Genomic DNA, 13874 nt, shown 5'->3' with positions numbered 1-13874 from the left:
AAAATAAAAGACATAAAGCAACCAAAAAGTTAAAACAGTTAGAGAACAGCTTCAATTTTTTTTGGAAAGCATATATATTATTGAAAAAGAAGCCAAAACTTATTCTACTAATATTGGCAATGAAGTTGAGCAATATTTTACCGTAATAACCAAAAAGGAAAGTGATATTCAATCTCTAATAAATTCGTGTCAATCAAAGATTGATAAAATTGAGATTCAAGAAAATTTTGACTTTGAACTTCTAACAGGAATATTGCAAGAAATTGAAGATTCAATAATAAATATCAATAAAATTAAAAACAAGCAATTATCGGAACTAAGGAAGAAATTAAATAATCTAACGACATTAGTAAAGGGTGCTATTGGTTTGGAAATATTTAAATCAGTCAGTATTAAGGACAAATTAAAGAATGTTGAAATCAAAGTAAGAGAGATAAAATACAAACGTGAGAACAATTTAAAAATTCAAAAAGGAATTCAAGACTTAAAACAACAAAAAAGTCTTACTAAGGATTTTGCTGATTTTGTTTCACAAATTCTTAGTGATATAAACATATCATTAAAAGTCACTCTTGATTCTGATAACCGCAATTATATTATAAAAAGCACTAATGAAAATACTACATTAATAATAAAAGATATTAGCGAAGGAGAAAAGAATCTTTTAGCCTTACTGTTTTTCTATTTTGAACTTTTTGCTGATAACAAACAAAAGCAGATAAAATCTGAAATAGAACTTATCATTGTAGATGACCCTATTTCAAGTATGGATGACTCGAATAAGTTTTACATATTGGAACTTATGAAAAGCCTTGTAGAACTTCCAAATCAACAGATTTTTATTCTGACTCATTCTTGGGAAGACTATTGCAATTTATCCTATGGACAAGTTAATAATCAATCATTTGCAACTTTTGAATTGAGAAAAAATAATGGATTAAGTGAATTGGTAAAATTATCGAGTAAAGAAAAACCGTATAATTATTTATTTAAAGAAATTTATGAATTTTCGAGAAAAAGTGATGAAGATTTAAAATCAGAATGTCAGATTTATCACTACCCAAATGTAATGCGAAGAATTTTTGAAGAATGGTATGGATTCAAACTCGGTAAAAATTTACTTTTCACAAGTAATCTTCAAAAACGAATTGAAAGTCATTTCAAAATTACGAGTAATAATGAGAAAACGAAACTTGGTTTATTAATTAAAGTTTGTAACATTCTTTCTCATTCAATAAATGGCTCAATGAATCCGCAAGAAATACATCAATCTTCAAAATATTTAATGAACTTAATAAGTAAGAATGACAAATTACATTTTGACCATATGAAGCAATAAAATTAGTGCAAGTCGAAAAACTTTTCGAAGAATAAAAAGTACGATTGCCTAAAATGGCTATAGTTAATACGGATCTAAGTATTTAATCTTAAGTTTAAAGTTTTTAACCGAGTCCGCAAAACCTTTTAATTTGGCTTTAGAACAAAAAAGATAAAATAAAAAGTTTTAGCTTAATCGGGAATTCATTCTTTTTAACTCCTTACTAACCTTGCACAAAAACATTAGCCAGGCTTTATAAATATATTCCACAAAAAAACGCCACTATATAGTGGCGTTTTTAAATTTTCTTAATGCTGTTTTCTATTTAAAAAAAGAATCTACAAACTCGTATTTATTAAACACTTGTAAATCGTCTATTCCTTCTCCTACTCCGATATATTTTACGGGTATTTTAAATTGATCTGAAATACCAATTACAACACCTCCTTTTGCTGTTCCATCTAATTTGGTAACTGCCAAAGAAGTAACTTCTGTTGCTTTGGTAAACTGTTTTGCTTGTTCAAAAGCATTTTGACCTGTAGAACCGTCTAAAACCAATAAAACATCATGTGGTGCATCTGGAATCACCTTTTGCATTACACGTTTAATCTTCGTTAACTCGTTCATTAAATTAACTTTATTGTGTAATCGACCTGCAGTATCTATAATAATTACATCGGCATTTTGATTTACACCCGACTTAACCGTATCAAACGCTACAGAAGCAGGATCAGAACCCATTTCTTGACGAATTATAGGAACATCTGTTCTATCTGCCCAAACCTGTAATTGATCTATTGCAGCCGCTCTAAACGTATCTGCTGCTCCAAGAACAACTTTTAATCCTTGCTTTTTAAACTGAGATGCTAATTTACCAATCGTAGTTGTTTTACCTGCTCCGTTTACTCCCACCACCATTATTACATATGGCTTTGTGTTTGCTGGAACGGTAAATTCGGTATCGTCTTTTGTGTTTGTCTCAGAAAGTAAACCTGCAATTTCTTCTCTTAAAATCTGATTTAACTCTTCTGTTCCTACGTATTTATCTTTAGCAACCCTAGTTTCAATTCTTTCGATAATTTTTAACGTAGTATCTACACCAACATCAGAAGAGACTAATACTTCTTCTAAATTATCTAAAACATCATCGTCTACTGTTGTTTTTCCGGCAACAGCTTTAGATAGTTTAGAGAAAAAACTAGATTTTGTTTTCTCTAATCCTTTGTCTAATGTTTCTTTTTTCTCTTTTGAGAAGATTTTCTTAAAAAAACTCATAGTTAAATTTTATAATCGTTTATATAGGTTAAAAACTATACCAAACTTATTATATAGTCAAATTGTCATTACACGATTACTTTCGCGTTAAGGATTGCGGCATTGCTGAAGCTCCTCGCAGAGAGCGACTGCCAAAAGCCTGACCCGAAGGGTAACGTCCAAAAATACAGTTTTTTAGCACAAAAAAAAAGCTACTCTCTAATGAAAGTAGCTTTTGTTTATTTTGTAGTAAAAGTATTAATTTTTCGCGATAAAATCATTTACTTTTGCAGGATCCATAATAGCTTCAACAAATGTGTAAGCTCCTGTTTTTGGAGATTTTACCATTTTAATCGCTTTAGTTAACCTTTTTGCGCCTGTTTGTAACGATGCTACTGATTTCTTTGCCATGTTATATGGGTTATTTAAAGTTTAAAAAAACTTATAATTATTTAATTTCTTTATGAACTGTCATCTTCTTTAAGATAGAATTAAATTTCTTTAATTCCATTCTATCTGGAGTGTTCTTTTTGTTCTTTGTAGTAATATAACGTGAAGTTCCTGGTTTACCAGTTGCTTTGTGTTCAGTACATTCTAAAATAACCTGAACTCTGTTTCCTTTTTTTGCCATCTCTGTAAAATTTTATCTAGTAAGGAATTACTTAGTTAAGAAACCGTTTACTCTAGCATCTTTAATTACTGCAGAGATTCCTTTTTTATTAATATTTTTTAATGCAGAAGCAGATACTTTTAAAGTAATCCATTTATCTTCTTCTGGTATATAAAAACGCTTAGTCATTAAATTAGCGTTAAATTTTCTTTTAGTTCTATTTAATGCGTGAGAAACATTGTTCCCAACCATAGCTTTTTTTCCTGTAAGTTCACAAACTCTAGACATCTTCTTGACAGTTTTTAGTATTATTTCTAAACGAGGTGCAAATTTACGCATTTATATTGATTGCGCAAAAAAAACTCATTTAAATTCTTATTATTTTTGATATATTCTAACTGAAGCTAAGCATCTAGCCCATCGGAATCGTAACAGTCGGCAAATTTACAAATTATTTTAATAAATATAACTTATATTATCAAATATTTGAAGACTATTATAGAAAGACCTTTGTATTAATAGCAAGACACTTAAAAACAACGCTTTAATTATTTTTTAAAACATTTTCTCGCAACAACTCTAGTGCTTTTGTAACTGTTCTATTTAATACTTTCTCTCGCGGTTGCCCAAAATCAAACTCATATACTTCTACATTATTTTTTTCGGCAATAGCAATATAAACCAACCCTACATTCTTATTGTTATTATCTGTAGTAGGCCCAGCGTTTCCTGTTACCGCAATGGCATAATCCGTTTTTAACCGCTCTAAGCAACCAATTGCCATTTCTTTAGCAACCTCTTTACTTACAACTGTAAATTCTTTAATTAATTGCATTGGCACTCCTAGTAATTGCTCTTTTAATTCTGCCGTATAGGTAATAAAACCTCCTTTAAAATAAGCAGAAGATCCTGCTACAGAAACTAAATCAGCTCCTATTCTACCACCTGTTAAACTCTCAGCAACACTTACCGTTTTATTGAATTTCTTTAACAAACCACCTACACTACTTTCTATAGATGCTTCTTCATCATAACCAACAATAACGTCAGAAATTAAGGCACTTAGCTCAAAAACACTTTTTGCGACTTCTTTTTCTATAAATTCTTTATCAGCTCCTTTTGCTGAAATTCGCAATCTTACTTTACCAAACGATGGCAAATACGCTAATTTAATGTGTGCAGGTAAGTTATTTTCCCACGCTTCAATTCTTTCGGCAATAACACTTTCACCAACACCAACCGTCATTATTGTTGTGTGCGATATAAATGGTAATTTAAATTTTTCTTGAATTTTAGGCAATACCGCATTCGTAATTAATCCTTTCATCTCATAAGGCACGCCTGGCAATGAAACAAAAACAGTATTATTTTCATAAAACCACATACCTGGCGCGGTACCGAAATAGTTCATTAATAAAGTTGCCTTAGATGGCAACTGTGCCTGGTATCTTTGCACTTCGTTAAAAGGGTGCTTTATTTTTTTGAATAAACTTTTTATATGTTCAATTACCTCCTGATACTCAACAACCTCATCGTCTTTAAAATATTCGGCAATTGTTTTTTTAGTGATATCATCTTTTGTCGGGCCAAGGCCTCCTGTTATAATTACGATATCTGCTCTACTTTCTGCTTCTTTTAAAGCATTTAAAATATGTTGCTTTTCATCTTGAATAGAGGTTATTTGGTATACTGAAACGCCTATTTTATTTAATTCCTGCCCAATCCATTGTGAATTTGTATCCACAATTTGACCTATAAGAATCTCATCTCCAATCGTTATTATTTCTGCGTTCATATGCTTATTAAAAAAATCCCGCAAAAGCGGGATTTATAATTATTTTATTTTAATTTCAAAAGCTTGTTTACCTTCAATAACACCAGTTAAAATGTCATTTTCTTTTACAGCTCCAACTCCTGCTGGTGTTCCCGTAAAAATAACATCTCCTTTTTTTAAGGTAAAATATTGCGACACATAACTAATCAATTCATCTATTTTCCATAACATCGATGCTGAATTTCCATCCTGAACTACCTCCTCGTTTTTATGTAACTGAAAAGAAAAATTATCTAAGTTAAAATCTTCTTTCGGATAAAATGCTCCAATAACGGCACTACCATCAAAAGCTTTTGCTTTTTCCCAAGGCAATCCTTTTTCTTTACATTTTGCTTGCACGTCTCGTGCCGTAAAATCGATTCCCAATCCTATTTCGTCATAATATTTATGAGCGAATTTAGGAGAAATATGTTTTCCTACTTTATTTATTTTCACCAAAATCTCCACTTCATAATGAATATCATTAGAAAAAGGCGGAATAAAAAAAGGCATTTTCTTCGGAAGGATTGCTGAATCTGGCTTCAGAAAAACAACAGGATTTTCTGGTTTTTCATTTGCTAATTCTTCGATATGCTTGGCGTAATTACGCCCAATACAAATTATTTTCATATTTAAAATAAAGGTGTCTATTCGAATAAAACGAAGCAATCTAACCATAAGATTACTTCGTCATACTTCCTTGTAATGACATGATTAATTTTTAAGCTAGAACGTCATTGCGAATAAAATGAAGCAATCTTTTACATAGATTATTTCATTCCACTTCGTTGCGATAGCAAATTAAATACTCCGCTCTATGGAATCCAAGTTTTTGGAAAGTTTGGTTTTCTTTTTTCAAGAAAAGCATCCCTACCTTCTTTAGCCTCTTCTGTCATATATGCTAAACGTGTAACTTCTCCAGCAAATACTTGCTGACCTACCATTCCGTCATCTGTTAAGTTCATTGCAAACTTCAACATTTTTATAGATGTTGGCGATTTTTCTAAAATCTCTTGTGCCCAATCAAAAGCAGTCTGCTCTAATTCGTCATGAGGTACAACTGCATTTACCATTCCCATATCATACGCTTCTTGCGCTGAATAATTTCTTCCTAAAAAGAAAATTTCACGAGCTCTTTTCTGCCCTACCATTTTTGCTAAATATGCCGATCCGTATCCTGCATCAAAAGAAGTTACATCAGCATCGGTTTGCTTAAAGATAGCGTGTTCTTTACTTGCCAAAGTTAAATCACAAGTAACATGTAAACTATGTCCGCCACCAACTGCCCAACCCGGAACTACACAAATTACAGCTTTTGGCATAAAGCGAATTAATCGCTGTACTTCTAATATATTTAAACGATGATAACCGTCTTTACCTACATATCCTTTTTCACCACGTGCATTTTGATCTCCACCAGAGCAGAAACTCCAAATCCCGTCTTTAGTTGAAGGCCCTTCCGCAGATAACAATACCACTCCTATATTCGTATCTTCATGCGCATCCTGAAAAGCATCTAACAATTCTGATGTTGTATGCGGACGAAATGCATTACGCACATTTGGACGGTTAAATGCTATTCTCGCTACATTGTGCGACTTTTTATAAGTAATATCTTCATACTCTTTGGCAACTTTCCATTGAGGTTGTATCATAATTTTAAAATATTATCGTTAGTAAGTAGAGCAAAAATAACATAATAACTTTGTTTTTCTTTTCTATATTTGAACGATATAATACGAATCTTATGAAACAACTATATTTTTTAGTTACTTTATTACTAAGTACCAGCCTTTTTTCGCAAAAAATAATTACCGAAAAAATTAATTCTATCGAATTTACGAAAGGTAGATCTGTAAAAATTTACATTCCTGAAAACTACGATAATGATGAAACTGTTAGTTATCCTTTAGCTATTGTTTTAGGTGATCAATATCTTTTTGACATGTATGTGGGTAATGCTAAATTATATGCTAATACAGATAAAGCTCCACGACAAATAGTTGTTGGAATAAATATGAGCAATACCTACAATGAAGATATCTCTATTATTCCTTCAAACAATGCTTTAACGACAACTGCCGAAAAATTTCAAAAATTTATAAAGAACGAATTGATTCCGCATATGGAATTAAACTACAGAACTTCTCCTTTCATGACCGTTGCAGGTCAAGGAAAAGCAGCCGATTTTGTTACTTATTTCTTAAAAGATGCGCAGCCAATTTTTAACTCATATCTTTGTATTACGCCCGAACTTACACAGTTTAGCGCTAGCAGAATTCAATCATATTCTTTAGATAGACTAGGAACTATCGACAACTCTTATTTTATCTATGCTAGTAACAATAAAGAGTATATAAATCCGAAACAAAACGATCGATTTAGCGAAATAGGAACTTACTTATCTTCTTTTAATGCTAAAAACATGCATATTACATTCGATAAATTCACGAATGCACCTAACTATTTATCTGTTATTGGTGAAACAATACCAAGAGCTTTCGAGAAAATGTTTTACTTATATGCTAAGATTACTAAAAATGAATTTGAGACAAATATTAAGGAATTAGGTCCTTTAGAGGCTATAAAATATGTAGAACAAAAATATTTAGACATTCAATATTTATACGGCTCTAATTTAAACGTTCGTTTAGATGATATTTTTGCTATTGAAGGAATCGTTATTGATAAATTAGACGGTGATTATTTGCGTGTTTTAGGTGATTTTGTAATGATTAAATATCCTGATTCTCATATTGGTGATTTTTATGTAGGAAAGTATTACGAAAAAGGAAAAGATTACGAAAAAGCCGAGTTTTACTACAAAGCTGCTTATGGTAAAATGGAACCTTCGGACCCAAATGCGAATGCTTTTTATGAAAATATTAAACGTGTAACAGATCTTAAAGAAAGTCAACCTAAAGAAGAAATTATTGAAGATTTTCCTGAAGAGGATGATAATGAAGAGGAAAAAGAAGACGATAAATAAAGTAGTATATCTAAAATAAAAACGGCGACTTAATAATTAAATCGCCGTTTTTATTTTGTCTTTGTTTGCTTATTTTAACAACTCAATTCTATCTTCTTTTAAAACAATTTTCTTATCCTTATACAAACCACCAATAGCTCTTTTAAAAGCTTTTTTACTCATTTGCAATCTAAACTTAATTGATTCAGGAGAGCTTTTATCAGTAAGCATTAAAAAACCTTTTTCATCTAACTTTCTAAGAATTACATCTGCATCTGTATCAATTACATTTCTAAAACCCTGAGGTCGTAAAGAAATATCAATCTTCCCGTCTTCTCTGATGTTTTTAACATAACCGTAAGTTTCCATACCTTCTTCGATATCTTGATACACTTCGTTATTAAATAACAAACCTTCAAATTCATCATCAATTAAAACAGTATATCCTAATGGAGTTTGCTCAATAATTTTTAAATTTACCTGATCTCCTTCTTGTAATCTATTTTGTGAATCCTCTTGTAATCCGTCTTCTAATTCCATTTTATAAGTTTTTAAAATAGTTCTTTAAAACTACGTCATTTATTTCTTTCGGAGTAAAAATCTCCATTATTTTTGGATGATTTGATGTTTTATAAAAATCCTTCAACCCAATATTTAATTCTTCTAAATTAGAAACAGCCGTATAATTAAAACTATACATTTTTGCCAAATACTCAGCAGTTAAGCTATGCGGGGTTTCGAAATACATTGCCGCATTGGTTGACAAAGGACCGGGAATTACTCTAAAAATTCCACCTCCATCATTGTTTAATATAATGATCCTAAAGTTTTTCGGAATATTAGTATTCCACAACCCATTACTATCGTAAAAAAAACTTAAATCTCCGGTTATAAAAACTGCAGGTTCTTTATCTGCGAATGCTGCTCCTACTGCTGTACTGGTGCTGCCATCAATACCACTTGTACCTCTATTACAAAACACGCGCAAGGTAGCGTTTAAATTAAACAGTTGAGAATATCTAATTATCGAACTATTGCCAATTTGCACCTGATAATTATCAGGAATAAATTTTAAAATAGCTTCAAAAGATTTTAAATCAGAATATTCGCAATCAGCTAAATAATGATCGTGTTTATAATTTCTATCTTCATTTACAACTAACCAATCTTTTTGATAGTTACTTTTTATAATGTTTGTTTGACTTTCTATTTTTTGTAAAAAATCGACAGGATTTTCTTGTATAAAATCAGACAAACAATGATAGGTATCCATTGCCGTTAACTCATCAATATGCCAATGTTGTTTTGGTTGGTATTTTCTTAAAAACTGTTTTATTTTTTTAGAAATCACCATTCCTCCTAGAGTTACTAGAAGATCGGGTTGTAATTCTAAAAAGTCAGTTTCAGTTAGCGGAAAAATAAGTTTATCAATCGAATTGATAAATTTTGGATGGTATAAGTTTGAAGTTGTTTCTGTTAAAACTAATACCGATTCATCTTCAACAAACCTATTAAGTATATTTTGTAATTCAGCATCCGGAAAATTACTTCCCACCAAAATCATTTTTTTAGTGGATGCATTCCAAATTTCAGATAGTTTTTGATAGTTAACAGATTGCTTTACTTCGTTCGCAATGAGGTTCGAAAAATTAAATTCTTTTAAATCAGCAACCGTTTCATACAACGGCTCATTAAAAGGAACATTAATATGCACTGGCCCTTTTTTAGTGATTACCGTTTGCAATGCCTCTGCTAATAAATTGCTATTATTTTCTAATTGATTTTTTTCTCTACTAAATTCGCAGAAAACAAAATATGGTTTTCAAATACATTTTCTTGACGAATGGTTTGTCCGTCGCCAATATCAATTAAATGTTTTGGTCTATCAGCAGAAATTACTATTAACGGAATATTACTATAAAAAGCTTCCGCTATTGCGGGATAATAATTTAACAACGCCGAACCTGATGAGCAAATAATTGCCACCGGTTTGCGTTTTTGCTGTGCAATTCCCATAGCAAAAAAAGCAGCACAACGCTCATCAACAACACTTAACGTTTCTATATTTGGGTGATTTGAAAACCCAATAGTTAACGGAGCGTTTCTTGATCCTGGTGATATTACAACTGTATCAATATTAAATTGATCACAAGCTGAAATAACTAATTGTGCGAGTTCTTTTTTAGGGTACATTCTTTAAATCTTTTTAAGATTTAAAAGTTATTAGTGTTTAGTAGTTAGTTATTAGTGAGCGCCAAAAACTAAAATAAACTAAATACTAAAAACCATTCTTAATTTTGCTATTTGTTACTAAACAAGGTTAGCCCTGATTGAAACGGCATCCTTTTTTATTTTTCATAAAAAAGATATAGTGAAAAGCAGGAAATAGCTTCTAATTATTTTTAACCTTTAAATTATTAGTGTTTAGCAATGAGTTCGTCCTAACAACTAAACACTAATAACTATTTTCTAGTTTCCTTTTTTATAATCTTCCAAAAACTTTGCTAAACCAATATCTGTTAATGGGTGCTTTAACAAACCTTCAATAGCACTTAAAGGACCTGTCATTACATCAGAACCTAATTTAGCGCAATCAATAATATGCATTGTATGACGCACAGATGCAGCTAAAATTTGTGTTTCGAACATATAGTTATCATAAATTTGACGAATTTCTGAGATTAAATTTAATCCGTCTGTAGAAATATCATCTAAACGCCCAATAAACGGAGAAACATACGTTGCACCGGCTTTTGCTGCCAATAAAGCTTGCCCTGCAGAAAACACTAACGTTACGTTTGTTTTAATTCCTTTTGATGAAAAATATTTACACGCTTTTATTCCGTCTTTTATCATTGGTAATTTTACCACGATTTGAGGATTTAAAGCAGCTAACGCTTCTCCTTCTTTTACCATTCCGTCAAAATCTGTTGAAATTACCTCAGCAGAAACATCACCTTCTACTAATTCGCAAATTGCTTTGTAGTGGTTTATAATGTTTACTTCTCCTGTAATTCCTTCTTTTGCCATTAAAGACGGATTCGTGGTTACACCATCTAAAATACCTAAAGCTTGTGCTTCTTTAATCTGATCTAAGTTAGCTGTATCTATAAAAAATTTCATGTTATATATATTATATGATTGTGTTCTAATTTATTTAAAATCCTGCTTTCTAAAGCCTTGCAAATTTACAATTTATAATGGTTCATTAACAGCTTTTCATAAACTTTATCTGGTAAAACTCGTTTTAAAAGAACTGAGAATTTCTCCATAAATCCGCCTATTTTATAATGAATATTAGGATTTTTTTCTCTATAATTTGATGAATTGCTTTTGCCATAACTTTCGGATCCATTCCTGAATTTACATGACCATCCATTAAAGCTAAATTCTCTGTATACGCCTCTTTATATGCTGAGTTTTCATACACGGGTGTATGAAATCTTCCTGATGCAATATTGGTTGCAAAATCTCCTGGAGCTACATTTATTACTTTAATTCCAAAACTTTTAACTTCCATACTTAAAGCCTCGGTTACCAATTCTAAAGCACCTTTACTTGCTGAATAAATACCTCTAAAAGGTAATCCCATATAACCTGCTATCGAAGTAACGTTTATTATTGTTCCCGATTTTTGCTTTCGCATTTGGGGTAATACAGCTTTAGCCACATCTATAACGCCGAAAAAATTAGTATTAAAATTAGCACGCATTTCATCAGTAGGAGTATCTTCTATCGATCCTGTTATTCCCTTACCTGCATTATTAATTAGCACATCTATTTTGCCTTCTTTTTCAATTACTGTACTTACTGCAGAATCAATTGTTTTAGCATCCGTAACATCTAAAGCAACCATATTAAAAGGTACTTTTACTTTAGCAGGATTCCTACTTGTACCGTAAACTGTATAATTTTTAGCGTGTAAATAAGTAGCAATTGCTTTTCCTATTCCAGAAGAAGCTCCTGTTATTAATATTACTTTCGACATTAATTTTTAATTTTATACAAATATCTTAAAGTTCGCTATAATAAAAAAAGACTTTAAACACTTATATTAGCAACTCGTTTTAAGAACACAATCGTTATGAGTAAAAAATCAATTTTTAGTATTTTATTTTTTCTAATTAGTTTTAGTTTATTAGCACAAACATCGTTATTCGAACACACTAAAACATTTACAAAACAAGATTCACTTCGTGGATCAATCACCCCTGAAAGAATTTGGTGGAATTTAACCTACTATCATTTAGACATTACCGTAAATCCTGATAAAAAATTTATCCACGGAAAAAATACCGTGCAGTACAAAGTTTTAAAATCTCACAGTGTTTTACAAATTGATTTACAAAGTCCCTTAAAAATTACGAAAGTAATTCAGAACGGGAAAAAATTAAAAGTAGTTACCGACGGAAATGCGCATTTTATTCATTTAAAAGACATTCAACAAATCGGAAATATAAATTCGTTAGATGTGTATTACGAGGGACATCCGAAAGTTGCAAAAAATGCTCCTTGGGATGGCGGATTTTCATGGAAAAAAGATAAAAACGGAAATCATTTTGCTGCTACCTCTTGCCAAGGTTTAGGCGCTAGTGTTTGGTGGCCAAATAAAGACCACATGTATGACGAAGTAGATAGCATGGCAATTAGCGTGCGTGTTCCCAAAAACTTAATGAATGTTTCTAACGGAAAATTACGTAAAATAGAACAACATAAAGACAATACATCTACTTATCATTGGTTTGTAAATAATCCGATTAATAATTACGGGGTAAATGTAAATATTGGTGACTATGTACATTTTTCTGAAAAATATAATGGTGAGGACGGAATGCTTGATATGGATTATTACGTATTGCGTGATAATTTAGAAAAAGCAAAAAAACAATTTAAAGATGCTCCAAAAATGATGAAAGCTTTTGAGCATTGGTTTGGAAAATATCCTTTTTATGAAGATGGTTTTAAACTGGTAGAAGCTCCGTATTTAGGAATGGAACACCAAAGTTCAGTTACCTACGGAAATAAATATATGAACGGATATTTAGGTAGAGATTTATCAGGAACAGGCTGGGGTTTAAAATTCGATTTTATTATTATTCACGAATCTGGACACGAGTGGTTTGCTAACAACATTACCAACATTGATATTGCTGACATGTGGATTCATGAAAGCTTTACTGCCTATTCTGAAAACTTATTTTTAGATTATTACTACGGTAAAAAAGCATCAAAAGAATATGTAATCGGAACTCGTAGAAGTGTTCAGAACGATATTCCTATTATTGGTCAATACAATGTAAATAGTGAAGGTTCTGGAGACATGTATTATAAAGGAGCCAACATGCTACACAACATTAGAACCTTAATTAATGATGATGAAAAATGGCGACAAATTTTACGCGGATTAAACACTGTTTTTTATCATAAAACCGTAAATACTAAACAAGTTGAAAACTATATTTCGCAACAATCCGGAATTGATTTAAGTACCATTTTTGATCAATATTTACGTACTGTTAAAATTCCTGTTTTTGAATATAAAATAGAGAACAATAAGCTTTCTTATCGCTGGAATAGTGTTGTTGCTGATTTTAATATGCCTTTAAACATTTTTGTTAATGATAAAAAACAACAGTTAAATCCGACTGAAAAATGGCTAACTATTAGCATTAATTCTAACGAAATTATAGTTGATGACAATTTTTATGTTAAAAGCAAAAAAGTGAAGTAAGTTTTACAAAACAACTGCAGAAACACCAACTATACATTATTTAATACCAACTACACAAAACGACTTATAACACTGCAAAACAGCCAATTAAAACATGTAAATTTGTGTAAGGGAAATTTTAACACAAACTATTACATTATGGCTAAACAATTACACAAGTGGGGACTAGGTGTTTTTAAA

Annotated in this window: 11 protein-coding genes and 3 pseudogenes; 3 read left to right on the top strand and 11 right to left on the bottom strand. The window is 31.1% G+C overall.

Going from position 1 to position 13874, the window contains the following annotated elements; all coding sequences use genetic code 11:
• Positions 1 to 49 precede the first annotated feature (49 nt).
• Positions 50 to 1339: pseudogene (locus RRF68_RS12685) on the top strand (AAA family ATPase); the annotation flags it as partial.
• A gap of 300 nt (positions 1340 to 1639) precedes the next feature.
• Here the strand turns inward: RRF68_RS12685 and ftsY are convergent.
• From ftsY to RRF68_RS12650, 7 genes are all read right to left on the bottom strand, one after another.
• The gene (gene ftsY, locus RRF68_RS12680) at positions 1640 to 2593 is read right to left on the bottom strand and encodes a signal recognition particle-docking protein FtsY (RefSeq protein WP_315944557.1); all 954 of its coding nucleotides are present in this window, start codon (positions 2591 to 2593) and stop codon (positions 1640 to 1642) included.
• A 237-nt stretch (positions 2594 to 2830) separates the two neighbouring features.
• A complete protein-coding gene (locus RRF68_RS12675) occupies positions 2831 to 2983 on the bottom strand; it encodes a DUF4295 domain-containing protein (RefSeq protein ID WP_218773070.1) in 153 nt (50 codons plus the stop codon).
• A 37-nt stretch (positions 2984 to 3020) separates the two neighbouring features.
• Positions 3021 to 3203, bottom strand: a complete 183-nt coding sequence (rpmG, locus tag RRF68_RS12670; protein WP_028887391.1) for a 50S ribosomal protein L33 — start codon at positions 3201 to 3203, stop codon at positions 3021 to 3023.
• A 27-nt stretch (positions 3204 to 3230) separates the two neighbouring features.
• A complete protein-coding gene (rpmB, locus tag RRF68_RS12665) occupies positions 3231 to 3470 on the bottom strand; it encodes a 50S ribosomal protein L28 (protein WP_218773071.1) in 240 nt (79 codons plus the stop codon).
• A 256-nt stretch (positions 3471 to 3726) separates the two neighbouring features.
• Positions 3727 to 4977, bottom strand: coding sequence for a competence/damage-inducible protein A (locus RRF68_RS12660; RefSeq protein ID WP_315944556.1), 1251 nt, complete (start codon positions 4975 to 4977; stop codon positions 3727 to 3729).
• A 39-nt stretch (positions 4978 to 5016) separates the two neighbouring features.
• Positions 5017 to 5625, bottom strand: coding sequence for a fumarylacetoacetate hydrolase family protein (locus tag RRF68_RS12655; protein ID WP_315944555.1), 609 nt, complete (start codon positions 5623 to 5625; stop codon positions 5017 to 5019).
• 185 nt (positions 5626 to 5810) lie between these two features.
• Entirely contained in the window at positions 5811 to 6650 is an 840-nt protein-coding gene (locus RRF68_RS12650) for a 1,4-dihydroxy-2-naphthoyl-CoA synthase (RefSeq protein ID WP_028887396.1), read from the bottom strand.
• Between the two features lie 92 nt (positions 6651 to 6742).
• Here RRF68_RS12650 and RRF68_RS12645 point away from each other — a divergent pair, with 92 nt between their 5' ends.
• Entirely contained in the window at positions 6743 to 7984 is a 1242-nt protein-coding gene (locus RRF68_RS12645) for an alpha/beta hydrolase-fold protein (RefSeq protein ID WP_315944554.1), read from the top strand.
• Between the two features lie 69 nt (positions 7985 to 8053).
• Here the strand turns inward: RRF68_RS12645 and RRF68_RS12640 are convergent, their stop codons facing one another.
• From RRF68_RS12640 to RRF68_RS12620, 4 genes and pseudogenes are all read right to left on the bottom strand, one after another.
• Positions 8054 to 8503, bottom strand: coding sequence for a DNA-binding protein (locus RRF68_RS12640; protein ID WP_218773076.1), 450 nt, complete (start codon positions 8501 to 8503; stop codon positions 8054 to 8056).
• A 1-nt stretch (position 8504) separates the two neighbouring features.
• Positions 8505 to 10156: pseudogene (gene menD, locus RRF68_RS12635) on the bottom strand (2-succinyl-5-enolpyruvyl-6-hydroxy-3-cyclohexene-1-carboxylic-acid synthase).
• A gap of 276 nt (positions 10157 to 10432) precedes the next feature.
• Entirely contained in the window at positions 10433 to 11086 is a 654-nt protein-coding gene (gene fsa, locus RRF68_RS12625; RefSeq protein WP_218773078.1) for a fructose-6-phosphate aldolase, read from the bottom strand.
• Between the two features lie 65 nt (positions 11087 to 11151).
• Positions 11152 to 11951: pseudogene (locus RRF68_RS12620) on the bottom strand (SDR family oxidoreductase).
• Positions 11952 to 12047: 96 nt separating this feature from the next.
• Here RRF68_RS12620 and RRF68_RS12615 point away from each other — a divergent pair.
• The gene (locus RRF68_RS12615) at positions 12048 to 13694 is read left to right on the top strand and encodes a M1 family metallopeptidase (protein WP_315944551.1); all 1647 of its coding nucleotides are present in this window, start codon (positions 12048 to 12050) and stop codon (positions 13692 to 13694) included.
• The last annotated feature ends 180 nt before the right edge of the window (positions 13695 to 13874 follow it).

The sequence above is a fragment of the Tenacibaculum sp. HL-MS23 genome (assembly GCF_032463465.1).
GTDB lineage: Bacteria > Bacteroidota > Bacteroidia > Flavobacteriales > Flavobacteriaceae > Polaribacter > Polaribacter bernardetii.
The sequence above is the reverse complement of the archived record's forward strand: the minus strand, read 5'-3'. Positions and strand labels throughout refer to the sequence as shown.

What these genes read in the sequence shown, in the direction of transcription:
- ftsY (WP_315944557.1), bottom strand. Translation starts at nt 2,593, where the DNA reads ATGAGTTTTTTTAAGAAAATCTTCTCAAAAGAGAAAAAAGAAACATTA.
- RRF68_RS12675 (WP_218773070.1), bottom strand. Translation starts at nt 2,983, where the DNA reads ATGGCAAAGAAATCAGTAGCATCGTTACAAACAGGCGCAAAAAGGTTA.
- rpmG (WP_028887391.1), bottom strand. Translation starts at nt 3,203, where the DNA reads ATGGCAAAAAAAGGAAACAGAGTTCAGGTTATTTTAGAATGTACTGAA.
- rpmB (WP_218773071.1), bottom strand. Translation starts at nt 3,470, where the DNA reads ATGTCTAGAGTTTGTGAACTTACAGGAAAAAAAGCTATGGTTGGGAAC.
- RRF68_RS12660 (WP_315944556.1), bottom strand. Translation starts at nt 4,977, where the DNA reads ATGAACGCAGAAATAATAACGATTGGAGATGAGATTCTTATAGGTCAA.
- RRF68_RS12655 (WP_315944555.1), bottom strand. Translation starts at nt 5,625, where the DNA reads ATGAAAATAATTTGTATTGGGCGTAATTACGCCAAGCATATCGAAGAA.
- RRF68_RS12650 (WP_028887396.1), bottom strand. Translation starts at nt 6,650, where the DNA reads ATGATACAACCTCAATGGAAAGTTGCCAAAGAGTATGAAGATATTACT.
- RRF68_RS12645 (WP_315944554.1), top strand. Translation starts at nt 6,743, where the DNA reads ATGAAACAACTATATTTTTTAGTTACTTTATTACTAAGTACCAGCCTT.
- RRF68_RS12640 (WP_218773076.1), bottom strand. Translation starts at nt 8,503, where the DNA reads ATGGAATTAGAAGACGGATTACAAGAGGATTCACAAAATAGATTACAA.
- fsa (WP_218773078.1), bottom strand. Translation starts at nt 11,086, where the DNA reads ATGAAATTTTTTATAGATACAGCTAACTTAGATCAGATTAAAGAAGCA.
- RRF68_RS12615 (WP_315944551.1), top strand. Translation starts at nt 12,048, where the DNA reads ATGAGTAAAAAATCAATTTTTAGTATTTTATTTTTTCTAATTAGTTTT.